The following is a 25,800-nucleotide window of genomic DNA, read 5'->3' on the forward strand; positions in this document are numbered from 1 at the left end:
AAATAAAAAATATGTGTTATTTAATACCAATATTAACAGGATTAATCAGTGCACTTTTAGGATATTTACTTGGCAAACTACTTGGAGGTGGCAATAATTTCAAAGCGGAACTAGATGCAGAAATAGAAAAAAACAGAAGGCTTTCTGCAGACCTGAATGCCTGCAACAGCAAATTTTCTTCTACTGAAAAAGATTATTTATCATTAAAATCTTCTGCGTCTGCTAATGCGGATTGGGAAGCAAAATATAATGCTTCTGTAGCAGATAATGATGCGTGGAAGCTAAAATTTGCTAAGTTAGAAAGCGATTACAATGCTTCTGTTTCTACAGTAAACAGTCTGAAAACCGCTGCAGCTGCAATTCCTTTAGCAGCAGTGGCCACAGATAATTCAGCAGAGTTAAATGCTTTAAAGTCTGAAAACTCCACCCTGAAAGCAAGAATTGCAGCACTGGAAGCAGGTGCAATTTCTACTTATGTTTTTGCCGGAGATGATGCCAGACTGGCATTTGGGGAGGTAGTGAAGCAAGACGATTTAAAAATAATAGAAGGAATTGGCCCGAAAATAGAAGAACTCTTCCATAATGCCGGTATTAAAACCTGGAAACAACTTTCGGAACTTTCACAAGATCAATGTAGAGCGATTTTAGATTCCGGCGGAGAACATTACCAAATCCATGATCCGGGAACTTGGCCGAAACAAAGTGAAATGGCTTATAAAAACCAATGGACAGAACTGAAAAACTGGCAGGATCAATTGAATGCCGGTAAGTAAATCTTATGATGCTAGTTCTAAAAGCCAGTATAAGATAATAGTTAAAACCAGAGCAGAATTTTTCTGCTTTGGTTTTTATTTTTTAAGAGTATATGTAACTTTTTAACCATAAAGCTGATTATAAAGCTTTACATTTGGATAAATATTTTGTAGGTCATAAATAAAGCAATGCTTGTAAATAGCAAAAACAACCAATGAATTTCCTCGCCCATTCTTTTCTTACTTTCAATGACGGACAGATTGTCGGACAGTTTCTGGAAGATTTTATCCGGAACAAAGACCGCTATTCTTTTCCGAAGGACATTCAGGATGGAATTACGATGCACAGAGCGGTCGATACATTTACAGATTCTCACCCTGCGATTCATGAGGCAAAAAAGATCTTTTCGCCTTTAGTCAGGCTGTATGCAGGTGCCTTTGTAGATGTTGCTATGGATTACTTCGTGGCCACTGATCTCTCCCTGAATTCTTTAGCGGAGTGGAAAGCACATTCATTGCGGGTATACCGGGTTCTTCATGAGCATGAAAAATGGCTTCCCGAAAACTTCAGACTTATGCTGGCTAAAATGGAAAAAGATGACTGGCTGTATAATTACCGTGAAGACTGGGGCATTAAGTTCAGCATGCGCAATGTTCTCAATAAAGCAAAATACCTGAACCCTGACATTCCCGTTTTCGAAGTATTTCTGGAAAATAAACCTTTCCTTCAGGAGTGCTATAACAATTTTTTTCCTGATCTTCTTGATCACGCCAAAGGGATCAATGCAATGATTCAGATGGATCATAAATAAAAAACACTTACAGGGAACGTAAGTGCTTTTTTTTAACAATTTGTGTTGTTAGAATCTGCTGCTTTAAAATGTGATAAGCGGGAATTTTCACATTGCATCAAAACAGTTATTTAGCGTTTTCATTTTTTTGACCTCAACTTTTATTAATCCCTAACTGATCAAAAAAGATCTTTGGGATATAAATTGAAGAACATCTGTTTCGCTATTAAGGTTTCCAATTATCCTAATCAGCTTGTGACTTTTATTTCATTTACGAATTATGATTTAGTGAAAATTTTTCTTTTAGGAAATTATTAATAATAATAAAAATATCAAAACAGCTATACACAAATATAATTTTTTTAAATCAAAAAACAAAATATAATAAGCATTAATTAACAAACAACATATAAATTTAAATTATTAACAACCAAATATGAAATTTATTGAAAAATAACTATTACCAATATCTTAATAACTGATACAACCAAAGGTTATTAATCAATAATTAGTGATTTAATATCTGATTACAACTATAACAGACAAAGGGATATTACCCGTTAAAATTGTCGATATAAATAACGGTTGGGATAGGTAAGCTTTTCACTTTTTCTTTCACCATTCACAATCATGTGAACAATATTGATCTGGTCATCAAAAAGATTGTACAGAAAACTGACCCCCGCCTCCACTTTTTTGGGAGTATTAAGCGTTTCCGACTCGAGAAAAACATTCACTGATTCACTGTCTTCCTCATATCCTACGTAATGTATTTTTAAAAACTTGCCGTCGGCTTTTAACTTGAAATATTCTGCACAATATTTTTCCAGAGCTTCATTGAGCCTGGCTTTGTATTTTTCGTCGTTAAAATGGAAAGAACTGCCATATTTTTCACCCAGACCGTTTTCCAGGTCATCAAGAAAAAACCGGCCAGTGATCTCAAAAGATTTGGATTTGGAATTATAATTAATTTCTACAGAACCTACATGGTAAGGATGTACCTCCTTTGAAAAAGAGAATAAAAAAAACACCGGTAATAAAAACAGCCATAAATTCTTCATATGTACTGACCTTTAAAATTTGTTCGAAATTAATCATTATTTTCGTACGCATTATATTTTTACGTTATGATGCAGGATTTTCTCTTCTATTTAGACCTCGGCTGGGAGCATATTATTTCCCTGGATGCACTGGACCATCAATTATTTGTCCTGGCTCTGATCGCCGTATATTCTTACAGTGACTGGAAAAAAATACTGATCCTAGTGACCGCTTTTACTATAGGACATTCTATCACATTGGCATTGAGCATTCTTGATATTTTCAGGGTTCCTTCTGCCTGGGTGGAGTTTTTAATTCCGTTGACGATTGTCCTCACGTCTCTGGATAATATTCTGATGAAAAATAAAAAGCAGACCCTGATGCGGGCCAATTATTATCTGGCAGCCATCTTTGGACTTATCCATGGAATGGGTTTCGCGAATACGGCAAGAGTAATGATCGCCAAAAGCCAGAGTATTGCCATTCCGTTATTAGGCTTTAACATCGGCCTGGAATTGGGGCAGATCGTTATTGTGTGTGCCATTCTTATCCTTTTATTTATTTTGCTGAGCATTTTTAAGGTTAACAAAAAAGACTGGGTTCTCTTCGTATCTTCCGGAGTATTCGCATTGGCATTAAAAATGACTTTAGAAAGAATTCCTTTTTAACTTTGAAACATTTTCAATTTTTTCGACGACTTATTATTATCTTTGATAACTATTAAATCAATTCGGTAATGAAATTAAAAGCAGCCCTACTTTCATTTTCTGTATTTGCATATACAGGCTTCACCGCGCAAAACATTCAGAATAACCCTGGAAGTAACCACGGAAACAAATTCGAGCAGCTTGGGACCATTCTCCCGACTCCCAATATTTACAGAACGGCTTCGGGGTCTCCCGGCCAGGGATATTGGCAGACCAGGGCTGACTATGATATTACAGCTTATCTTGATGAAGATAAAAGAAATCTGAAAGGTTCAGAAACCATCACCTATTACAACAATTCTCCGGATGATCTGGATTACATCTGGCTTCAGCTGGATGAAAACGAACAGTCCACTGTAAAAAATGCCGGTTTTGCTTTTCCTTCTACCCTTCCTGCTTCTTCTAACGATCAGCAGCTGAAAGTCACAGAGCTGCCTGAAAAGGATAACGGCTATGGCGTGAACCTGGAGAAGGTGACGGATGCTTCAGGAAATCCCCTGAAATATATCGTGAACAAGACCATGATGCGTATTGATCTGCCAAAAGTATTGAAGAAAGGAGAAAAACTGATCTTCAAAATAGACTGGAACTACAATATCCCGAACAGAATCAAAATGGGCGGCCGCGGTGGCTATGAAAACTTTGCAGAAGATGGGAATGATCTGTACACCATAACGCAATGGTACCCGAGAATGTGCGTATACAGTGATTTTCACGGATGGCAGAACCACCAGTTCACGGGACGTGGCGAATTTGCATTGGTATTCGGAAATTTTAAAGTTTCAATGAATGTACCTGCAGACCATATTGTAGGGGGCACCGGAGAATGTAAAAATTATGAGCAGGTTTTAACTTCAGACCAGATGGCAAGATACCGAAAGGCTGAAAGTGCTGCTGAACCTATAGAAATCGTAACGCTGGACGAAGCGAAAAAAGCCGAAAAAAATCATTCAAAACAAAGAAAAACATGGAGCTTTGAGGCCAATGATGTAAGAGATTTTGCATGGACCTCATCCAGAAAATTTGTCTGGGACGGAATGCGCGTTACCATTCCTGAAAACAACAATAAAGTAATGGCGATGAGCTTCTACCCAAAAGAAGCTTACGCCCTTTACAGAAAATATTCTACAAAAGCTGTTGCCCACACCATCAAAACCTATTCTGAATTTACGATTCCGTATCCGTATCCTGTAGCGCAGTCTGTGGAAGCAGCCAACGGAATGGAATATCCGATGATCTGTTTTAATTATGGAAGAACGGAAAAGGACGGAACCTATTCTGAGGGAATTAAGAATGGAATGATCGGGGTTGTGATACACGAGGTTGGACACAATTTCTTCCCGATGATCATCAACTCTGATGAAAGACAGTGGAGCTGGATGGATGAAGGATTGAATACCTTTACACAATATCTTACAGAGGAAAAATGGGACAATAAATTTCCTTCAAAAAAAGGACCGGCATGGACGATCACAGATTATATGAAGCTTCCGAAGGATCAGCTGGAGCCTATTATGAGTAATTCTGAAAATATTATCCAATTCGGCCCGAATGCATACTTAAAACCGGCCACCGGATTAAACATTCTTCGTGAGACGATCATGGGAAGAGAATTATTCGATAAAGCTTTTAAAACGTATGCAAAAAGATGGGCCTTCAAACATCCCGAACCTGCAGATTTCTTCCGTACAATGGAAGATGCAAGCGGTGAAGATCTCGACTGGTTCTGGAGAGGATGGTTCTACGGAACAGATCCTGTAGATATTGCCATCGATAAAGTAACTGTGGCAGTTCCGGATCTCAATACGCCTCCAAAAGAAGCTAAAGAAACAAAATATAAATTGGAAAAACCGCAGCAGAATACCTTTGAGGACATTTCTAAAATCAGAAATAAAGAGGATAAAAACATCACGTTCTATGTAGATAAGGATAAAGAGCTGCAGGATTTTTATTACAGATATGACAGAGGTCAGGAGAAAGTAGATGCTGACAAAGAATATACTGCAAAAGTAGAGGCAGGTATGCCTCTGGATGCTAAGGATAAAGAAAAATTCAAAAATCTTACCGGCTACCAGATCGATTTTGTGAATAAAGGCGGGCTGGTCATGCCAATCATCCTTGAATTCACTTTTGAAGACGGATCTAAACTGTACGATAAATCATCTGCACAGATCTGGAGACAAAATGAACAGAAGGTTTCCAAAACGTATTACTTTGATAAAAAGATAAAGTCGATACAGCTTGACCCGATGAGAGAAACGGCGGATATTGATACTTCCAATAATTTATGGAGCAGTAACGGTACAGACACTCAGGTTTCAAAATTCCAATTGTTTAAGCAGAAACACGGAGAAGCCCCTGTACGAGGAGGCGCCAGCGGAAAAGTCAATCCGATGCAGGCCGCCGGAAAGAAATCATAAAAACTGAAAAAGGTTGTTTCACAGGAGACAACCTTTTTTAATTATAATGCAATTATTTTAATGATTTGGCTAAAGCCAATTTTCGATGTTCATTAAACATCAGGCGGGCTAAAGCCCACCCGTATTAAATTTTTTAAATGCTATGTAAAAAAATCTCCATAATCTTTTTGATCTGCGGGAGATTTCCAAACGTTCATTTTAATTTAAGTAAGCCTTCAAAGAATTTTTATACGTTCTGCCAAGCGGAAGTTTCTCTCCATCTTTTAGATAGACGTGAGCCGCATCATACGAGCTGATGTGGGAAGAGAGAACAATATATGATTTATGAATTCTGATAAATCCTAAGTTTTGAAATTTCTCTTCAAAATTGGACATCCGCTCAAGGATCATATATTTTTTCAAAGGGGTTACCAGAATAATATATTCCCCGAATCCCTGTACCCATTGTATATCATCCAAAAGCACTTTGTTCATCACATAATTGGATTTGAACATAATAAAATCTTCCTTCTTCTGCTGTTCCGCAGAATTCTTGAACCGCAGGAAATCTTTCGCCTTATTGATCGCTTTTCTGAATGTTTCAAAATCTACAGGCTTTACAAGATAATGGACAACATCCAGTTCAAAAGCTTTGACAGCATACTGGGTTTCCAGAGTGAGAAATATGCACAACGGCTGGTAAGGTAGCTGATGTAAAAGTTCAATTCCGTTGATGTAGGGCATATTGATATCCAGAATCACCAGGTCTACCCTATTCTTTGTAAGATAGCCCAATGCTTCTTCCGGATCCTGAAATACCTTCAGCAGGTCTACATCTTCCATCTTCCCGCAATATTTTTGGATCAGCTGGAGCGCGGGATATTCATCATCTACACTTACGATCGTCAGGTTAGCCATTACAGTTTTATTTTTAATATAGTCTGATAGTTATTGTTTTCCGCAGGTTCAGATATAAAAGTATATTTTCCTGCATAGTTTTTTTCTAAAATATTGATTACGGCTTCATTTCCCAAACCACTGTCATTCATATTTCCGACAAGATTTTTTTTCTTCGAAACAGAATTTTGGATCTCAAACAAAAGGTTCTGGTCTTCTATTCTGTAGCCGACATTGATATAGCTTTGCGGTTCTATTCCCACCGCAGAATGCTTCAATGCATTTTCAAATAATGTAAGGCATACCGAAGGCGGAATATCAATTAATTCCAGAGTTTCTTCATCCTGAATATTGAAACCAATATTCAGGACATTATTATATTTCAGCTGATACAGACCCGCAAGAGATCTGATGGATGAAAACTCCTGGGCCATAGAAATCTTCTCCTTGCCGGTATCATAAATTACATACTGAAGCAGTTTACTAAGCTGCAAAATAGACTCTGAAGTATTTTCTGAAGGCTGGAAACTTTTGGAATAAATATTATTAAGTGTATTCAGCAGAAAATGAGGATTCATTTTAGATTTCAAAAGGTCCAGATACAACTGATCTTTTTCTTCACCCAGATCTTTAAAATCCTGCTCAATAAGAAATTTATCTTTTGTAATTCCGAGAAATGAAGCAACAAGGATCACAATTCCCTGTGCCGTATACACATTGTAGAGGAATTTGGTATTGGAAAGCGTCTCATTAAAATTCATATGAAAAACTGCCGGCTGCAGCAAAATCCTGAAAAGACTCGACACCAGAAAACTGATCAGCCCATAGAGAATGAACTCCGGATATTTATTGGAAAGATAAAATTCAGGGACCAGATAAAAATAGACAAGACTGTAAATTCCGATATTAAAAATAATAACGGATAAAACACTCCAGATGAGCTCCGGAACATCCAGAAAGTAGTTTTCAGTAAAAAAAGTGATAACAATAAAGATCAAAAGGAAAAAAACATGCTGAAACTTCAGCAGAAAACCCCAATGATAGTCCATTAGTTTTTTCAAAACTTTTGCATTAAACAAAATCCTGAAAACCAGCAATATAAATACAATATTTATAATTAAAAACATCTAAAAAATCCAAATTTCAATCTTTCAAATATACCATCTTTTTCATCCCATTCTGCAGTTCACTGATAAAAACGGTCATTGATTGAAAAATAAATCTGCGGCTGCTTCTTATAAATATATTTGAGACATCAGGATATTAACTCAATATTACATGAAAATTAAATTCAAATTAACCATCATTTTACTGCTGGCCATAATGGGACAGACAAAAGCGCAAAGCCGTGACAACTACAATATGTGGTTCCAGTATCTGATGTCGGCAAGGCTGACAGATAAAAGTACGCTCACAGCCCTATCACAATACCGCTCTTTTGATCTGGCGTATGATACCAGGCTTTTCCTGGTTTCTGCCTATGTAGATTATGAAATAGCCCACGAAGTGAAACCCGCCGCCGGATTCATGTTTCTGGTACTGGATTCTTATAAGTCTGACAATTCAAAAAAAGAGCGTTATGAAAAAAGACCTTTCCAGCAAGTGACATTAGGAGGTAATATCGGCAGAACTTCCGTCTCGCACCGTTTCCGTGTGGAAGAACGCTTTATAAACAATCCAAATGATTTCATCGTAAGGCTCCGCTATCTTATTTCCCTGAGAATTCCGTTTAACAGAGCCGGAGAAAAAGAAAAGCTGTATGGCATCCTGAAAAATGAACTCAGGATGAATGTAGTAAAGGAAGATCCCTTTGACAGCAACAGATTAACAGCCGGGCTCGGAATGAAGGTAGGACAAAACTCAGCCATTGAAGTGGCTTTTATCAATCAGCTGGAAACCGGATCTACAAGCAACTACGGCTACATTGGCTACAGAAACAGTTTCGACTGGAGAAAGAAAAACAAAAATAAATAACTATAAATTAAATCATCTATGCTTACCTTCCTTGGATTCGTCATGATTCTGATCTTCATGGTTCTGATCATGAACAAAAAAATGACCCCGCTAACAGCCCTGGTCATTGTCCCTGTAACCGTAGCTCTCTTTGCGGGCTTTGGCCCTGAATTGGGAGAAATGATGAAAAACGGTGTTAAAGAAATAGCTCTTACCGGCGTTATGCTCATCTTTGCCATTCTGTATTTCAGTCTGATGATCGATACAGGACTTTTTGAGCCTTTAGTCAATATCATTTTGAAGGCAGTTGGAGACAATCCCATCAAAACAACAATAGGAACCGCTATTCTTACCGCATTGGTTTCTCTGGACGGCGACGGCTCTTCCACTTACTTAATTGTCGTAGCTGCCATGCTTCCGCTTTATAAAAGACAGGGAATGAACCCGCTGGTCCTCACCTGCATTATTATGCTTGCAGGGCAGATCATGAATATTCTCCCGTGGGGAGGCCCTACAGCAAGAGTAATGAGTTCCCTGAAGCTTGGGCACACAGAAATTTTTGTCCCTATGATTCCCATTATGGCTATCGGTATTCTGTGGGTGATATTCGTAGCCTATATTTTAGGAAGAAGAGAAAAAATAAGAATTGCCAAACATGGAAAATTCACGAATTATAACAGTAATGACATCATCGGTGAAGTAGATCTTAAGCTGAGACGTCCGAAACTGATCCTGATCAATCTTGCGCTTACGGTTGCTCTTCTGGTAGTGATGATCCTGGATATTGTTCCTTTGGGTATTGCCTTTATGATTGCTTTCTGTATCGCTTCCATTATCAATTACCCAAAACTGAAAGATCAGCAGAAAATAATTTCCAAGCATGCAGGTAATGCCTTGTCAGTTGCGGGAATGATTTTCGGGGCCGGAATTTTCACTGGAATTCTGAATGGCTCAGGCATTATGCAGGCGATGGGAAACAGCATGATCGACATAGTTCCGAAAAGCTGGGGCGGCTATCTGAACATCGTTACAGCCCTGTTCAGTATTCCGCTTACTTTTTTCTTATCCAATGATGCCTATTATTTTGGAATTTTACCTATTATCGTTGCTACCGGGCATCAGCTGGGTATTTCACCGGAAATACTGGGAAGAGCAAGCCTTATCGGACAGGGATCGCATCTGCTGAGCCCTTTGGTTCCATCCACTTATTTATTAGTCTCACTGGCAGGTGTAGAATTTTCAGATCATTTGAAATATACCTTAAAGTGGGCTTTGGGATCTTCCATTGTGATGTTGCTGGCAGGACTGATTCTTGGAGTGATTTGATCATTAAAGTTTGAAAGCCGGATGAAGGAGGATGGAAGTTAATATTGAACACAGTTATAAAATTAATGGGTAGCTTTAAAGATTAATAGAAGCTGGCTGGAAGCTGTTATTTCCAACTTCAATCACTTCCCTCTTCCAGCCTCATGCTTCCCCTATCTGATTATTTATTCCAGATGTAAAAAAAACAACAGATCTTTGTACGGAAAGCAGAAGTATATTCAGATGAACTTTTTTGAAACCAAAAAAACATTCACAGGAAGATATTTAAAAAATCTTACCTTATATGTATTTGCCGCAATTATCGGTGGAGTGCTCACGGGATATTATGCACCTGGGGCAAGCATTCAGCTGGGCATTGTAAGCCGGTATTTTTTCATGGTGCTGGAAATGCTGATTCTTCCGATTATCTTTATGGCGATCATGTACGGAATCTGCCAGCTTTCCGGAATCAGAAATGCAAGCAGCATCGTTTGGAAGACTATTCTTTATTTTCTGATCATCAGTTCGGTGGCTATTATTTTAGGATTTATCTTCGGATTTGCCATAAGACCCGGAGCCGAAACCGGAATTGATACTGTGAAAATCAGTAGATCCCTTCCCAAAACATTTGAGATTAACCACAATACTTTATCCGGAAGCCTGTACCTCAACAGACATGGGATTTTTCTTCTTGTTTCTATCCTGGCCGGAATTTTTATGAATCTTTCCGGTGCCAGAGAAAAGTTCCTGAATATATTGGACCGCGGCCTTAAGATTTTTTATGCAGTAATCAAGTATCTGTATCTTATTCTTCCTATCATTATTTTCTGTAACATCGCGTATGGGGTTGCGGTATATGGCATCAACACTCTTCTGCCACTCAGTAAAGTTGTGGCGACGGTATACCTGGCTGATATTGTCTTTATCTTCGGAGTTTTGGGAATTGTATCTTATCTGTTCAAAATCCGGCTTTTGAAATTTTTGCTTGATTTAAAAGAAGAAATTATCCTGGTTATTACCACATCAAGTTCCAAAACAGCTTTCCCGCTGATCTTTGAAAAAATGGAGTCCGAAGGCTACAACAGGAAGGTTTTAAGGTTTGTGATTCCTTTGGGGTATAATTTCAATCTTTCCGGAGCCTGTATTTACATTTCCGTGACGTGCTGCTTTCTTATTCAGTTTTATAATATTTCTTTAACGGTCACCGATTATCTGTGGCTTTTTGTCATTATTTCCATCACATCAAAAACGGCATCGGGAGTTCCCGGCTCAGGATTTCTGGCTCTTATTTTTACGCTGAACAGATTTGGGAAAATCCCTCTAACGGATATTGCCCTTCTTTACAGTGTAGACCGTTTTATGAATGAGGCAAGATCTGTGACCAACTTTATCAGTATTGCTGTTTCCGGAGCGGTGATCTCGAAGATCAATCAGAATCAGAAAAATAAGATTGATTCTGTATGATAGAAAAGAAAAAGGCTGATATCTGGTTTGTAACTTTTTGAAAATCAGAAACACTTATTAATAAAAAATCATGAGAACATTTCTTGTATTATTATTAATAAGCAGTGTTAATTTATTTTCACAGAAACTGCTCACCCCAGCCAACATTACTATTGATCCTAAGCTGATAAAAGATGAAACATCGGAAGCGGTTTGGTACGCGGAAAATGCAGGCACAAAAATAGAGATTGGAAACATTATTACAGAACTCAAAAAATTAAACAAAACCGATCTGCTCATCAAAACTACCGTAAAGCTAAAAAAGGCACCGGATGCCAAGTGGACAGATTCTACCATCGTAAAAACTGCTAATTTCCAGCCCGTCTATCATTCGTCTTTTAATATGACGAGGGATATGGTTCTGAAATCCGGCAAGACTAAAGTAACCGGCTATTATCTGGATAAAAAATCCCAGAAAAAAGATCCTATCGAAATGGATGCTGCAGATTATTTTGACAGCAGCAGCTATCCTATGCTGATCAGGTTTTCTCCCCTGAAAGAAAATTATACTGCAGACTTCTCTATTTTCGATTATAATCCGGATGCTAAGAAAGGATTGATTAAAGCCTATATACTGGACGTAAAGAAAACTGATTACAATGGAAAAAAAGTATGGGCTGTAAAAACAACCGATGACATTAAAGATAAGACAACGGTTGTTACTTATTACATAGATACCGAAACCCGAGAGATCCTGAAACAGGATATAGACCTCGGCGGTAGAAAAATGACCCTGGAAACCATTCAATAATGGACCTGAAAAGTTTACCGTAATGGTAAGCTTTTTCTTTTTAATGTTCCATCCAAAATGATAAAACCTTCGCACTCCATTGTTATAACATACTCATTAAACAACTGATAATCAAAATACAAATTCAAAAAATAAATCTACAAACAGTGTATAATATGATCCTTATTTTTCCTATCTTTGAATAACACCTACATCAAATCGTCAAAAATCCTGATTGACATTAAATGTTCAGGAATATAAAAACAAATTAAAATATTAATCATGAAAAATGCTAAATCATTAAGCAGAGAGGCCCAAAAATCCATCGTTGGAGGTGCGGCCAGAGTTGTTTGCTGTGAATGGAACGACCAGGGAAAATGCATCCTTTGGATCGGACCGGGACAGTACTGCCCTTAATTCACAGAATTATTAGAGTTAAATACAAAAAGCCGGAAATTTTCCGGCTTTGTCTTTTTATTTTTTCTGCCAAATTTTCACAATCGAAAATAAAATTCTGCCATTTCATCCATAGGTGCCTCATGGCATACATTTAGAGAATTATAACGGAGAATTAATTAAAAAATAAATATATTATGTCAGTAAACTTTAAACCATTAGCAGACAGAGTTTTGATCGAGCCGATCGCTGCAGAAACTAAAACAGCTTCAGGTATTATTATTCCGGACACCGCAAAAGAAAAACCACAGGAAGGTACAGTAGTAGCAGTAGGTCCAGGAAAAAAAGATGAGCCTACAACTGTTCAGGTAGGTGACAAAGTTCTTTATGGAAAATATTCGGGTTCTGAATTGAAATTAGACGGGAAAGATTTCTTAATCGTTAAGGAAGGGGATCTTTTAGGAGTTATTGGGTAAAAAGCAGTAGGCATTAGGCGATAAGCAATAGGCAATGAGAGACTACAAAAGATATGACGTTTGGAAACTTGCCCACGAGTTGGTAAAAGAAATTTATATTATTTCTGAAAGCTTTCCAAAATCAGAACTTTTTGGCTTAACCTCTCAAATAAGAAGAGCTTCAGTCTCTATTCCAACAAATATTGCAGAAGGCTGCGGAAGATCTACAGACAAAGAATTTGCAAGATTTTTAGAAATAAGTATTGGTTCAACCAACGAAACCGAATATTTACTTTTACTTTCCTGCGATTTGGGTTTCACTTCCGAGGACCAACTGATAAGCCTCAATCCAAAACTGAATTTAATCAGACAAAAAATTATACAACTTAGAAAAAAATTATTAAATAATAATTAACAGCTTATAGGCAAAAGCTTACTGCTTACTGCCTAAAGCTTAAAGCTTTAATATTATGGCAAAAGAAATAAAATTCGATATTGAATCAAGAGACGCTTTAAAAAGAGGAGTTGATGCATTGGCTAATGCAGTAAAAGTAACGTTAGGACCAAAAGGTAGAAACGTAGTGATTGAAAAATCTTTCGGGGCTCCTCATGTAACTAAGGACGGTGTTTCTGTAGCGAAAGAAATCGAACTTGAAGACAGAGTAGAAAATATGGGAGCGCAGATGGTAAAAGAAGTGGCTTCCAAAACCAATGATATTGCAGGAGACGGTACTACTACCGCTACTGTACTGGCACAGGCTATCGTAAGAGAAGGTCTTAAGAACGTAGCTGCAGGTGCTAACCCTATGGACTTGAAAAGAGGGATCGACAAGGCAGTAACTGCTGTTGTTGAAAACCTTAAATCTCAGTCTAAAACAGTTGGAGATTCTACAGAAATGGTGAAGCAGGTAGCTTCAGTTTCTGCAAACAACGACGAAACCATCGGATCTCTGATTGCTGAGGCTTTCGGAAAAGTAGGTAAAGAAGGGGTAATCACTGTAGAAGAAGCTAAAGGTATCGATACAACGGTAGATGTTGTAGAAGGTATGCAGTTCGACAGAGGATACCAGTCTCCTTACTTCGTGACTAACCCTGAGAAAATGGTAGCTGAAGTAGAAAATCCTTACATCCTTTTGGTAGAGAAGAAAATCTCTTCTATGAAAGAATTGCTTCCGGTTCTTGAGCCGATTGCACAGGGCGGTAAATCTCTATTGATTATCTCTGAAGAAGTGGAAGGTGAAGCTTTAGCTACTTTGGTGGTAAACAAATTAAGAGGTTCTCTTAAAATTGCTGCTGTAAAAGCTCCTGGATTCGGAGACAGAAGAAAAGCAATGCTGGAAGATATCGCGATCTTAACAGGTGGCCAGGTTATTTCTGAGGAGCAAGGTTTCACTATGGAAAACATCTCTCTGGATATGCTTGGAACTGCTGAGAAAGTAACAATTGATAAAGACAACACAACGATCGTAAACGGTGGTGGTGACGAAGCTAAGATCAAAGGAAGAGTAGCTCAGATCAAAGCTCAGATGGAAACTACAACTTCTGACTACGACAGAGAAAAACTACAGGAGAGACTGGCTAAATTAGCCGGTGGTGTTGCCGTACTTTATGTAGGTGCAGCTTCTGAAGTGGAAATGAAGGAGAAAAAAGACAGAGTAGATGATGCGCTTCACGCTACAAGAGCAGCAGTTGAAGAAGGTATCGTTGCAGGTGGTGGTGTTGCTTTGGTAAGAGCAATCTCAGCTTTGGAAAACCTTACGGGAATCAATGCTGACGAAACTACAGGTATTAAAATCGTTAAGAGAGCAATCGAAGAGCCATTAAGACAAATCGTTGCCAATGCAGGAGGTGAAGGTTCTGTAATCGTTGCTAAAGTAGCAGAAGGTACAGGAGACTTCGGATACAATGCGAAAACTGACGAGTATGTAAACATGCTTGAAGCAGGAATCATTGACCCTACGAAAGTAACAAGAGTTGCCCTTGAAAACGCAGCTTCTGTTTCCGGAATGCTTCTTACTACAGAGTGTGTAATCACTGAAATTAAGAGCGCTGAACCTGCTATGCCAATGGGAGGTGGAATGCCGGGAATGATGTAGTCATCACCGATGCTTTAATATATATAAACCGCTCTGCTTTTGCAGGGCGGTTTTTTTTATTTGTATTATGGTTTTTTGTGAGGAAATAGTATATTTATATTTGATGATTGACAAATAGATAACTAAAATCAAAACAGCATTAATGCAATTATATACATTGATGCAATGCGTAAATTAGAAAGTTACAAGCAACCCTAACAGACAACTGAGCAAATAATGACATTTCCGTTTTCAATAATATATTCAGCACGACTTGGCGACACTTTTACAAGTGACAGAAACAAAGAAACTCTTGAATTTATTGAAGAGTTTATAACAGAAAAAACAGGTGACGACATTGTTATTGAAGACAACAAGTTGACATTTAAGTCTAAATTTTTCAAATGGAACAGATGGAATACTAATATTCTTGTTCCTATCGAAAAAGGGGTTTTTATAATTGTTGACAAAGGCGACAGAACTATATTGACCTATGAATTTTATATGTATCATCTTTTTATAGCGGTGACCATTATGTCTGTTTTTATGGCGACAATTTCACAAAACATTTGGGTTGGAATATTTTGCTTCTTGTGGTTAGGAGGAATGAACTGGTTGATTGCAATAATTAGACACAAGATGATGCTTAGCGAAATAGCAAAGAAAATTGACAACTTAATTAACACACCAAAGGAATATAAACAGAAGGGCAGCTTGTAACAGGCGTTTGGCTCAATGGCGGGTGAAGTTGTTAATTGAATATTTTACCTCGCATCAACATTTATGGTGTATTGACAGTTTTGAGCTCCGAAATCCGCCACTACGCCAAGCCCCAAAACGTTATTCTATTACCTAATAGGTTAATAAATACAAATCCCAACTCTCATTTAGGATTTCTCATCTATCTTGAAATTCAGTAAATCTTTGGGTTGTACATTTAAGCCTCTAGCCAAATCTATTAATGTAGTAAATGCAAAGTTTCTTTTTCCATTTTCTATATCACTGACTGTGCCTTTAGTAATTTTTGAACTATTTAGCACAACATCATCTTGGGTAAGCCCAGATTTAAGTCTTAAATCTTTGACGTGTTCTCCAAATCTTTTTAGTATTTCATCTTGTAAAACGTCCATTTATTAGTACTTTATACAAAGGGCGTAATTTTTTTTGCAAATTTTGTTACAAGAGCTTGTAACAATCTGGAAATTTCTTATATTTGGAAAAGATTACTTATTAAAGTAATTTTGCGATACTTCAAAGAAATATAGAAGCTATTGCTTAGAATCTCGACTTGAAAACTGGTAATTTAAAAGCAACGAGAAGATAAGCAAGAAGCTCACGACCTAGGCGTGGGCTCTCTTATCTGTTGCATGGTATACCAGTACCTCAAGTCGGATATTGTAGAGTCTCATGCCGTTTTTATTTTCATGCCGTTCTGTTTTTCTACAATCATCTATTTCTAAGCCTGCTTTTCCACATAAAGTATCATGATATGTTACAATGGGGTGTACAATCCATTGCGGCTTTCGGGCTTTTAGAAAAACACAAATTCTATCATATTCATTAGGCTTGTATAGGCAGGAAGTTCAGGCGGACTTCCTCCTTTACGGCCAGTAAAATCGTACAATAAAACGTGACAAAAAATATAAACCATTAAGAAAAATGAAGAGATTAAGATAAGTTAAGATCCATCAAAGATGGATGAAGCAACCCCGCTAAAAACATAGCTTCAGCTATGATATTAATAATTCTTAATCACTTAAAAAATCTTAATAGTAAGAAACATAAAAAATGATAACCATTAAGGAGCATGAAGAGAATAAGATAAGTTAAGATCCATCAAAGATGGATGAAGCAATCCGCTAAAACATAGCTTCAGCTATGATCTTTAATAATTCTTAATCACTTAAAAAATCTTATTGGTTTAAAAAATTGTACACCAATTAATTATTTTGAAAATCACAGTTAAAAAAATACAAACTCATGAAAAAAACCAGAACAGACTTTCAATCCCGGCTTGGGAAAGGCCGCAAGAAGCATTGCGGCTTACAGCTGATGGAAACATTCTTCCAGCTTAATGACCTTGCAGCATCTAAAGAACGGTTAAACACCATTATGAATTATGCTGTAAAAAGATATAGCCGGATAAAAGAAGATCCGTCCGTCATTCTTCACTTTCAGCAGGCGATGCGGTCATTCATTCGTGCAGGCTACCTCATAGCGCTGCATGAAAAGAAACGGACCGCCAATACTCAGTTGGAAGAGGTTTCTCCGTTGGTTCTTGGCCTGCTTTCAGAGAAAGAATACCAAAATCCTCTGTTGGTCTTTAAAAAAGCATTCAAAGAATACAGCATCAAGGAATTCGATTATTTCATGTCAGGCATGGTCTATTTCTCACTGGGAATCTATGATCATCTACCGGAAAGGAATATGATAAGCCCATACATTCACCTGACCAAAATGCTGGATGCAGCGTACCTTATTCTTGAAAGAAGAGGAAGAAAGTAAAGCAATCAGCGAGTAGAAATTTCATAAACGCAAAGGATTATTTTAATAATGCAGAGTTTAAGAAGCAAAGAAGGAATCAATCCTTGATTGATTTGATGAAGCGGGCTTTTCAGCAGGCTGCTTCACCAGCGGTGAAACCGCTACTCTTTGCTTTCCTTACAATATAAAACTCAATGGAAACTTTGCGTTTAAAAATATCACCCTTCTTTTGATATACCGGAAAAGAATATTGTCAGTCCTTACATTCACCTGACCAAAATGCTCCATGCAGCGTACCTTATTCTTGAAAGAAGAGGAAGAAAGTAAAAGCAATCAGCGAGTAGAAATTTCATAAACGCAAAGGATTATTTTAATAATGCAGAGTTTAAGAAGCAAAGAAGGAATCAATCCTTGATTGATTTGATGAAGCGGGCTTTTCAGCAGGCTGCTTCACCAGCGGTGAAACCGCTACTCTTTGCTTTCCTTACAATATAAAACTCAATGGAAACTTTGCGTTTAAAAATATCACCCTTCTTTTGATATACCGGAAAAGAATATTGTCAGTCCTTACATTCACCTGACCAAAATGCTCCATGCAGCGTACCTTATTCTTGAAAGGAAAGGGAAAATATAAAAACACATGTCTGAGACATCCAACATTTGTACTTGGTGAGAAGGGTAAGCAATTATTTAAAATCATCTATGTATATTTGAATACCATGAAAATGCTCAGCCTAATTTTAGCTTTATTACTTTTTTTATCTTGTAAGTCGCAAAAGAACTTACAGGGAGTTTACAAAACCAATAAAGCTGAATTTGAATTTTTCGTTACTCAGATTGACTTAAAAAATAACAATGAATTTAATTATATATTTTCAGGAGATCTTCAGCATATAGAACTTTCCGGTCTTTATAAGATAAGTAATCATAACCTATATTTAAAATTCAATAAAAATAAAGAAGAGATAGAATCTGTAAATGATTCAGTGACAATATCCGATATATTATCCGGCAACTATCATAATTATGATTTAAAAAGTGAAAGCGGAATTAACTATCATTTAAAATATAAAATTCAAAGAAATAAACTTTTTGCTTACGGAATTAAAAACGGGCAATTGAAAAAAAGATCAAAAGTATACACTAATCAAAGCAAGTTTTTATTTTTTGGCCCTCGATGGAGAAACAAAAGAATTTATTTAAAAAAATTAAATCGTAGCAATTCCCCCACTGCGCAAAGTATCCTGACTTTTTGTTCACCTAAATAAAAGCAATTTCACAAAATTCTCCCTAACTTTTTCCTATCTTTAAACCACGATATTCTATTAAAGTCCGGTATAAAAAGCAAACACTAAATCTTAATACCATTGAAAATAAAATTAGTACTCCTTTCATTTTTTGGCTCAGTGTTATTCCATGCACAAACACTTCATTTTAAAAATCTCACCAATATGTCTGCAGGCAGAGGTGCCACAGCCAGTGTAATCGTAAATGATAATATATATGTAAGCAATGGGTATCAGGAAAAAGCAAGTGATGCAAAGTATATTGAGAAATATAGTATTACAGATAATCGTTGGAGTGTTCTCAATTCTGCTCTACTTCCCAAAAGATTTGCTAATTCAGAGACTTACAATAATAAAATTTACATTTTTAACGGTTGGGGAAACAGCCATCTTGAAATTGTAGACCTTGCCACCAATACCATAACGAAGGGCGCTGTTAACCGTTCCTATACAGGAAATGCAGGTTCTGCCATCCATAACGGCAAAATATATGTGTTCGGCGGCAGCGGGCTCAATGGAGCTGCAACCACTGTATTTTCTAATAAATTCCAGTATTATGATATTGCTTCCAATACATGGAATCCACTACCCAATATGCCCACAGCCAGAGAAGCAAAGGGCAAAATTGTTAATGATAAACTGTATGTTATTGGTGGTTTTAACGGCACTCCATCCCGTCTGATCAATGTTTACGACCTCAAAACTAATCTTTGGATCGATAAGTACACGATGCCTGTTGGCGTATCCGGGCACTCATTAGCTGTATACGGTGATAAAATTTTTATTGTAGGTAGTTTTAATAATCAATCTTTTTTGGCCTATTTTGATACAACAACCAATAAATTACATCAGTTATCATCCAATATGATTCCCAGAAGACACGCTGCAGCGGAAGTATACAACGATAAATTATATATCATCGGTGGAAGTACAACGTCTCTCACCAGCTCGGCTATTAAAAGCATACAAGTGGCAGATATCAGCGAAAGTGTACTTTCTGCAAATGGCAGCCGATGAAGATCAAATATTCAAAACGACTCATCGATTTCAAACAATACAAAACTGCCCCTATTCTTCCTGCTCCGAAATCTTCTATAGAGCGGTTTTTTATATTATATTTGACAACTAACCATGACCTATGAAAATCTACTCTTTTTCTAACTTCTATTTTTGGCTATTATTGATAGCTTTACCACAAATTGTATTTTCACAATCAACCGACTTTACCATTCAGAATGTAAAGTTTGAAAGCCAGGGTATCACTCTCGCAGGCTCAGTTTTAGAGCCTAAAAACCCCTTTGCAGCAGTTGTCATTGTTCACGGATCCGATCCGGTAAAAAGAGAAATGGAGTTTGCAAAACGTCTTGCCAAAGAAGGCATTGCTGTATTCACATACGACAAACGCGGAGTTGGAGAATCTGGCGGTGTATATGTAGGGCCATCTGTTGGCACCAATAATATCGATCCTGCTAATCTTAATCTATTGGCTCACGATGCCAATGCAGCCGTAAAAACATTTCGGACCCATTTAAAAGATAAAAAAATACCCATTGGATTGGTGGGTTTCAGCCAGGCAGGATGGATCATCCCGATTGCTGCAAGCAAAAATCCACAAATTGACTTTATGGTTTTATTTAGCTGTCCTACCATTACAACTCTGGAACAGCTCCGGTTTCAGTTCTATACGAATGGAAACAATAGTTTTTGGGAAAATCATACGGAAGCAGATGCCATTGAGCATACCAGAAATGATCCGGACAGGTATCAGTTTGTGGCAACTGACCCAAAAACCTCTTTGAATACGCTTTCAATTCCCGGGCTTTGGCTTTTCGGTGAAAAAGACATACAGATTCCGGTAAAGTTATGTATAGAGCAATTGAATACCCTTAAAATTCAGGGCAAACCTTTTGAATACACTCTTTTTTCTAAAATGGGACACAATACTTCTTCCAGCGATGTGACGGCTCCTGTTGATATTGCTGTACAATGGATAAAGCAGAAAGCCCTGACTATTAAAAAATCTGAATCTTCAAAATAAAAACCAAAAATAACATTAACGCAATTATATATTCGGCAATACTCTTTCTTCTCTGTAACATTTCTATACAAAATTGCGTTTAAAATCAAAAAAATGAATTTCAAAGTTTTAACTATTCTTTTTCTTTTAATAATTTCTAATTTTTCTTTCGGGCAAAACAATTTTTCAGAAAGCCCATTAAATGCAGTTTTTGAAACCCGGGATTTCACCAATTTTTGGACAGCATTTGACAAAATGGAAACTTCAAAAGAAAATCCATTTAAAAAGTATTTACAAAACGGTTCTGTTGGTTTAAAGGCATTTCCTTACAGAGTAATGAGCGCAGATTCTTTATATGCTCATGTTAAAAGAAAAAAATCTGAATACGAAATTACACGAAACATCATCAATGACATCCCATCGAAAGAAAAAAGGTTACGGGCCATTTATAGCGCTCTGAAATATTGGTATCCTCAAGCTAAGTTTCCACCCATTTATTTAGTTTATGGTTTAGGATATTCAGGAGGAACCTCTACAAATGACGGATTAATCATTGGAACTGAAGTCATAAAAAATCTTGATGGTCTTCCGGCACTTGCTGCTCATGAATTAATTCACTTTCAACAAAATGTTGAGGGAGAACAAACTTTACTGAAACAATCATTATTAGAAGGAGGAGCAGATTTTATCGGAGAGTTTATTTCGGGAGAAAATATAAATTCTGCAAGTGTACAATATGGAGAAAAACATCTTGACAAACTATGTAAGGAATTTGTCAGCAGACTAAAAGGAGAAGATACACAAGACTGGCTGTATCAAACGTCAAAAAAAGATGACCGCCCCAATGATTTAGGATATTGGATGGGATATAAAATTGTTGAAGCCTATTTTAATAAACAGGAAGACAAGAAAAAGGCTATTGATGATATTCTACACATAAAAGACCCGATGCAATTTTTGAAAGAAAGTGGTTTTTTAAGTTCATATATTGAAAGTTATCAAAAATCCAACAATGAAGATCCCGATAAATTCTATAAAATATTTTCAGATGAAGTTTATCATGTAACCATCATTGTAAAAGTTCCTAATAAAGAAGATGAAATTTATATCACCGGAAATCAGGAAGAATTAGGAAAATGGGTTCCCAATAAGATAAAACTGAATAAAAAAAGTGATTATGAAAGAGTAATAACTCTAAAATTACACACCCCGGCAAAATTTAAATTCACGAAAGGAAGTTGGGAAAAACAAGCTGAGGTTTCAGGAATAGAAAAAGGCAGTAATATTTCTTTAGAAACATTAAAGCCTAATACAAAGGTAAAATATGAGATCATCAATTGGTTTTAAAACTGGATTAAAATAACGCCGCACAAAATTATATTGGAAGAGTACGGAATAAAAATAAAAGGACACCGCTAAAAGTTCAACACATTGCAATTATCTCCTTGTTGAAAAAAGTCAAATCGGTTTCAAAAATACATTAAACCGTTCTGTTTTCCAGAACGGTTTCTTTATTTTTACATCATAAAAATGACTTGAAGTATGAAGAAAATAGAACAAAAAATTGATGAAGCCTTTAAAAATACTTTTCTACTTCCAAGAGAAAAAGTAGTCACAGATTTTCTGGTTGATGTTTTCAATTCAAAATATACATTCAGGGAAGATGATAAAAAAATTGAGGTGATCAGCTTGTATTATAATGCTTCAAGTCCTTTAAGTTCCTTAATTGTGTTGCCTAATTATGAATATTATTCTCCTGACAAAACCGTTCAGGTTGCAGAACTCCATTTGAAAGAGCATTCATTGAAAGACTACTCTCCTATTGATGTTCAGGAATTATGCAAAAAGGTGCTGAATGAAAATAATATTGATTATTCTGCCTACCTTGATGAAAATAATCATCTGGATTATGCTCATTACTGGGAAAACCAGTTCGGCCTGGAAACTGATTTCCTAATGAACTGCTGGAGAAATGCCAAAGAACAAACACAGTCCAGAATGCTGGGATTTTTAGAATCTTCTGACGGCGAAAGTGGCATGTTTGATCTGGATAATAATTTTGTAATTCCTTTTGATGTCGAGCTTGATGAATATCTTCGGTCGCATGGGTTTATTATTGAGAAGGAGAATTAGTAACTATAATAATTAAACTGCATTTGAAAAAAATAATTATAATAAGTTCTATTATTTTAGTACTGATTTTTCTTAATTATCCTGTTTTTGGCAGCTACGGAATATCTTATCTTATTATTTTTACCTGTTTTATTGCTATTTGCTTTTCGGGGGCAAAAATATATTTTCCCAGGGATGAAGATTATGATTCTGTTGAAAAAGAAGCCAATCAATTAGAGAAATATGATGGCGATTTTCAATATACAAATGATGGATTTTACAATAAACACAAGAACCCGGTAGAGCTTATAAAGTGGGATGAAATTATTTCAGTATATTCATTTAGTATTCCAGTTTCAAAACATAAAAGAGAAACAGGTCTGGAAATAATTACAGACAAAAGTAGTTATGAATTCAATAGGTCTACACCCGGAATCAAAAAGTTATCCAATGAAATGTATAATCATCTTCCAGATTGGCAATTAAATTCTCCAACTATTAGAATCAATAATCACGGACTGGAAAAAACAAAACTGTATGAAAGACACCATGAAAAAAACCTTTGAATTCCTTAAACAGCTGGAAAAGAACAACACCCGAGAATGGTTTGCCCTGCACAAACCTGAATATGATGCGGTTGTGAAAGAAAACAAAGCTTTTTTTATTAAAATTTATACTGAACTTCAGGAATATGATAATTTAAAAGGAATCCATATTTTCAGGATTTACAGGGACGTCCGTTTTTCCAAGGACCCTACTCCGTACAAAACCAATTTCGGGGTTGGTTATTCCCGTTCAAAGCCAATGCTGAGAGGAGGATATTATATTCAGCTGGAACCCGGTAACAGTTTCGTGGGTGGCGGATTCTGGGGACCTGAGGCCAAAGACCTGCTCCGTATCCGTAAAGAATTCGAGCTTAATACCACAGAAATTGAAAAGATCACTTCTGATGAAACTTTCATACAATACTTTGGAGAAATCAAAGGAGATGCTGTGAAAACGGCTCCGAGAGGTTTTGATAAAAACCATCCTGCGATTGATTTAATCAGGAAAAAACAATTTGTGGTTATGCGGAAATTTACGGACAAGGAAGTTGTATCCGACAGCTTTCATAAAGAAGCCCTTCTAACGTTATTAGCCATGCGCCCCTTCTTTGATTATATGAGTGAAGTGCTGACTACGGACTTAAATGGAGAGCCTTTACATTAAAATAAATAAGCAAATCGCTAAAAATCAATTTAAGATGATTTCTATTGTATAAATTCAGTTAATATTTTACTTATTTTTATATCCACCAAAATTATTAACAAAATATTAATCATCATGAATTTAAAAACATTAATCACGCACAGTGTTCAGTACAACAATTGGGTAGTCAACAAATATATCGACTGGCTTTCCTCAAAGTCTGATAAGCAGCTTAACCAGGAAGTTATTTCAAGTTTTCCGACGATCCTGGCCACCCTGCATCACATCTGGCAGACCCAGCAGTACTGGTGGGCTTATATTGCGGAAAATGGCGATTTCGATTTTGCTGCAATTTCTGCTGCAGTAACTAAAGAAGAGATTTTTTCCGGTATAAAAAACAACTCTCAGAAATTAATGGAGTACGTGGAAACCTTATCCGAAGAAGACCTGGCAAAAAACGTAAAAATTGAATCCCAATGGTTCCAGTGTGACTTTTCAAAATTCGAATACATTCAGCATGTAATTGTCCACGGAACATACCACAGAGGACAGATCGTTACCATGGGACGGAATGTTGGAATAACAGACGCTCCAATGACGGATTACAACTTCTGGAATGTTTATAAAAATTCAGAGGCAACATCTGAAGCATAACCACTTACCGAATATTCTATATTTTTCACTCCATAAAATCAGGACAATGAATTCAAACCTTTCTGAAGAATCCATCATTTACTATCACGGCACCAAAGCCGATCTTAAACCCGGTGACCTCATCGAAATTGGTTTCACCTCAAATTATGGCACCCAAAGAAAAGCAAAATACATTTATCTTTCCGCCACTTTGGAAGCTGCAATATGGGGCGCAGAGTTAGCATTTGGAGAGGGAAAAGAAAGAATTTATATTGTAGAACCTACCGGTCCTATTGAAGACGATCCCAATTTAACTGACAAAAAATTTCCCGGGAACCCCACAAAATCTTACCGGTCCCAACATCCTTTTAAAGTTATTGGAGAAGTTGAAGAGTGGCAGGGACACTCACCGGAACAGCTCAAGGCCATGAAAGACCACCTTGAAAAGCTGAAACAGCAGGGCATTGAAGCTATTGAAGACTGATAAACAACCATTAAAATCATGACAGATCCTGAATTCTGGGAGAAAGAATTAATAACAATATGGAATCAGCTGGGAAAAATTCCCAATGATGATTTTATTAAAAAAATAAAACTGCATACGGATAAAATCTCTGATGGCTATCCTGCCATTGCGGATTTCGAAAGAGCGTGTGCCTACGATTCTACCGGCTTTGAAAAGCTTGCAGAACCTCTTTACAGATCTGCTTTAGACCTGGGTCTTACGGGATTGCGAAGAAGAAGAGCAAGAATTCAGCTGGCAAGCACTTTGCGGAATAATGGAAAATTCCACGAAAGCATAGAAATACTGAGAGAGGAAAAAGAAAACTATTCCGATGAGCTGGATGATGCTGTGAATGCATTTTTGGCACTGTCACTTTCCTCGGTTAACAATGATAAAGAAGCATTGTCTTTAGTTCTGGAATCACTATCCGTACATTTGCCGAGGTACAATAAATCGGTGTATAATTATTCCAAGGAGCTCATCAAGTAGACAACTTCACAGAAACAGACATCCCTGTTCTGTTACTTTTCGTAATTTAACAGTCCGGAAATGATTTCCATATCACCAAATA

The 25,800-nt window shown here is 36.8% G+C and carries 28 protein-coding genes; 24 read left to right on the plus strand and 4 right to left on the minus strand.

Annotated features, from left to right (window positions below; translation table 11 throughout):
- Positions 1-11 precede the first annotated feature (11 nt).
- Positions 12-773 carry a helix-hairpin-helix domain-containing protein gene (locus tag AC4IFE_RS19270; protein WP_490758743.1) on the plus strand — a complete coding sequence of 254 codons (762 nt, stop codon included), beginning with the start codon at positions 12-14 and terminating at the stop codon, positions 771-773.
- A gap of 194 nt (positions 774-967) precedes the next feature.
- Positions 968-1,564, plus strand: a complete 597-nt coding sequence (locus AC4IFE_RS19275) for an acyl carrier protein phosphodiesterase (RefSeq protein WP_490758744.1) — start codon at positions 968-970, stop codon at positions 1,562-1,564.
- Positions 1,565-2,103: 539 nt separating this feature from the next.
- On the opposite strand, the gene AC4IFE_RS19280 is transcribed toward AC4IFE_RS19275, so the two are convergent.
- Complete coding sequence (locus AC4IFE_RS19280; protein WP_490758745.1) at positions 2,104-2,604, minus strand: DUF6702 family protein; 501 nt, start codon at positions 2,602-2,604, stop codon at positions 2,104-2,106.
- A 69-nt stretch (positions 2,605-2,673) separates the two neighbouring features.
- Here AC4IFE_RS19280 and AC4IFE_RS19285 point away from each other — a divergent pair, with 69 nt between their 5' ends.
- Entirely contained in the window at positions 2,674-3,252 is a 579-nt protein-coding gene (locus AC4IFE_RS19285; protein ID WP_490758776.1) for a HupE/UreJ family protein, read from the plus strand.
- Between the two features lie 68 nt (positions 3,253-3,320).
- Positions 3,321-5,711, plus strand: coding sequence for a M1 family metallopeptidase (locus AC4IFE_RS19290; RefSeq protein WP_490758746.1), 2,391 nt, complete (start codon positions 3,321-3,323; stop codon positions 5,709-5,711).
- Between the two features lie 198 nt (positions 5,712-5,909).
- On the opposite strand, the gene AC4IFE_RS19295 is transcribed toward AC4IFE_RS19290, so the two are convergent.
- Positions 5,910-6,608 carry a LytR/AlgR family response regulator transcription factor gene (locus tag AC4IFE_RS19295; protein WP_490758747.1) on the minus strand — a complete coding sequence of 233 codons (699 nt, stop codon included), beginning with the start codon at positions 6,606-6,608 and terminating at the stop codon, positions 5,910-5,912.
- Positions 6,608-7,636 carry a sensor histidine kinase gene (locus AC4IFE_RS19300; protein WP_490758748.1) on the minus strand — a complete coding sequence of 343 codons (1,029 nt, stop codon included), beginning with the start codon at positions 7,634-7,636 and terminating at the stop codon, positions 6,608-6,610. The genes AC4IFE_RS19295 and AC4IFE_RS19300 overlap by 1 nt, the downstream gene beginning before the upstream one ends.
- Positions 7,637-7,865: 229 nt before the next feature.
- Between AC4IFE_RS19300 and AC4IFE_RS19305 the strand changes: the two genes are divergently transcribed.
- From AC4IFE_RS19305 to AC4IFE_RS19345, 9 genes are all read left to right on the plus strand, one after another.
- On the plus strand, positions 7,866-8,561 hold the full coding sequence (locus AC4IFE_RS19305) for a DUF2490 domain-containing protein (RefSeq protein ID WP_490758749.1): 696 nt from the start codon (positions 7,866-7,868) through the stop codon (positions 8,559-8,561).
- Positions 8,562-8,579: 18 nt separating this feature from the next.
- On the plus strand, positions 8,580-9,866 hold the full coding sequence (locus tag AC4IFE_RS19310; RefSeq protein WP_490758750.1) for a CitMHS family transporter: 1,287 nt from the start codon (positions 8,580-8,582) through the stop codon (positions 9,864-9,866).
- A gap of 195 nt (positions 9,867-10,061) precedes the next feature.
- Complete coding sequence (locus AC4IFE_RS19315; RefSeq protein ID WP_490758751.1) at positions 10,062-11,309, plus strand: cation:dicarboxylate symporter family transporter; 1,248 nt, start codon at positions 10,062-10,064, stop codon at positions 11,307-11,309.
- Positions 11,310-11,379: 70 nt separating this feature from the next.
- The gene (locus AC4IFE_RS19320; RefSeq protein ID WP_490758752.1) at positions 11,380-12,099 is read left to right on the plus strand and encodes a DUF3108 domain-containing protein; all 720 of its coding nucleotides are present in this window, start codon (positions 11,380-11,382) and stop codon (positions 12,097-12,099) included.
- 261 nt (positions 12,100-12,360) lie between these two features.
- Positions 12,361-12,495: a hypothetical protein gene (locus tag AC4IFE_RS19325; protein WP_260542430.1), complete on the plus strand. Its 135-nt coding sequence runs from the start codon at positions 12,361-12,363 to the stop codon at positions 12,493-12,495.
- Positions 12,496-12,671: 176 nt separating this feature from the next.
- Positions 12,672-12,950, plus strand: a complete 279-nt coding sequence (locus AC4IFE_RS19330) for a co-chaperone GroES (RefSeq protein ID WP_034723531.1) — start codon at positions 12,672-12,674, stop codon at positions 12,948-12,950.
- A 34-nt stretch (positions 12,951-12,984) separates the two neighbouring features.
- Positions 12,985-13,344, plus strand: a complete 360-nt coding sequence (locus AC4IFE_RS19335) for a four helix bundle protein (protein WP_490758753.1) — start codon at positions 12,985-12,987, stop codon at positions 13,342-13,344.
- Positions 13,345-13,399: 55 nt separating this feature from the next.
- Complete coding sequence (gene groL, locus AC4IFE_RS19340; RefSeq protein ID WP_490758754.1) at positions 13,400-15,025, plus strand: chaperonin GroEL; 1,626 nt, start codon at positions 13,400-13,402, stop codon at positions 15,023-15,025.
- A gap of 216 nt (positions 15,026-15,241) precedes the next feature.
- Complete coding sequence (locus tag AC4IFE_RS19345) at positions 15,242-15,724, plus strand: hypothetical protein (protein WP_490758755.1); 483 nt, start codon at positions 15,242-15,244, stop codon at positions 15,722-15,724.
- A 167-nt stretch (positions 15,725-15,891) separates the two neighbouring features.
- On the opposite strand, the gene AC4IFE_RS19350 is transcribed toward AC4IFE_RS19345, so the two are convergent.
- Complete coding sequence (locus AC4IFE_RS19350) at positions 15,892-16,134, minus strand: helix-turn-helix domain-containing protein (RefSeq protein WP_490758756.1); 243 nt, start codon at positions 16,132-16,134, stop codon at positions 15,892-15,894.
- 850 nt (positions 16,135-16,984) lie between these two features.
- Between AC4IFE_RS19350 and AC4IFE_RS19355 the strand changes: the two genes are divergently transcribed.
- The 11 genes from AC4IFE_RS19355 (at position 16,985) to AC4IFE_RS19405 (ending at position 25,718) form a co-directional block, all read left to right on the plus strand.
- The gene (locus AC4IFE_RS19355; RefSeq protein WP_490758757.1) at positions 16,985-17,509 is read left to right on the plus strand and encodes a hypothetical protein; all 525 of its coding nucleotides are present in this window, start codon (positions 16,985-16,987) and stop codon (positions 17,507-17,509) included.
- A 572-nt stretch (positions 17,510-18,081) separates the two neighbouring features.
- A complete protein-coding gene (locus tag AC4IFE_RS19360; protein ID WP_490758758.1) occupies positions 18,082-18,756 on the plus strand; it encodes a hypothetical protein in 675 nt (224 codons plus the stop codon).
- Between the two features lie 138 nt (positions 18,757-18,894).
- Positions 18,895-19,791 (plus strand): Kelch repeat-containing protein, encoded by an 897-nt coding sequence (locus tag AC4IFE_RS19365; protein WP_490758777.1) that lies wholly within the window; start codon positions 18,895-18,897, stop codon positions 19,789-19,791.
- Between the two features lie 121 nt (positions 19,792-19,912).
- Positions 19,913-20,812, plus strand: a complete 900-nt coding sequence (locus AC4IFE_RS19370) for an alpha/beta hydrolase family protein (protein ID WP_490758759.1) — start codon at positions 19,913-19,915, stop codon at positions 20,810-20,812.
- 93 nt (positions 20,813-20,905) lie between these two features.
- A complete protein-coding gene (locus AC4IFE_RS19375; protein WP_490758760.1) occupies positions 20,906-22,138 on the plus strand; it encodes a DUF2268 domain-containing putative Zn-dependent protease in 1,233 nt (410 codons plus the stop codon).
- Between the two features lie 195 nt (positions 22,139-22,333).
- On the plus strand, positions 22,334-22,924 hold the full coding sequence (locus AC4IFE_RS19380) for a hypothetical protein (protein WP_490758761.1): 591 nt from the start codon (positions 22,334-22,336) through the stop codon (positions 22,922-22,924).
- A 23-nt stretch (positions 22,925-22,947) separates the two neighbouring features.
- Complete coding sequence (locus tag AC4IFE_RS19385; protein ID WP_490758762.1) at positions 22,948-23,469, plus strand: hypothetical protein; 522 nt, start codon at positions 22,948-22,950, stop codon at positions 23,467-23,469.
- A complete protein-coding gene (locus tag AC4IFE_RS19390; protein ID WP_490758763.1) occupies positions 23,441-24,112 on the plus strand; it encodes a DUF2461 domain-containing protein in 672 nt (223 codons plus the stop codon). Before AC4IFE_RS19385 ends, AC4IFE_RS19390 begins: the two co-directional genes overlap by 29 nt.
- A 114-nt stretch (positions 24,113-24,226) precedes the next feature.
- Positions 24,227-24,745 carry a DinB family protein gene (locus AC4IFE_RS19395; RefSeq protein ID WP_490758764.1) on the plus strand — a complete coding sequence of 173 codons (519 nt, stop codon included), beginning with the start codon at positions 24,227-24,229 and terminating at the stop codon, positions 24,743-24,745.
- A 46-nt stretch (positions 24,746-24,791) separates the two neighbouring features.
- Positions 24,792-25,208, plus strand: coding sequence for an NAD(+)--rifampin ADP-ribosyltransferase (gene arr, locus AC4IFE_RS19400; protein WP_490758765.1), 417 nt, complete (start codon positions 24,792-24,794; stop codon positions 25,206-25,208).
- A gap of 18 nt (positions 25,209-25,226) precedes the next feature.
- Entirely contained in the window at positions 25,227-25,718 is a 492-nt protein-coding gene (locus AC4IFE_RS19405; protein ID WP_490758766.1) for a tetratricopeptide repeat protein, read from the plus strand.
- Positions 25,719-25,800 lie beyond the last annotated feature (82 nt).

Source organism: Chryseobacterium sp. UF-81 (genome assembly GCF_058245105.1).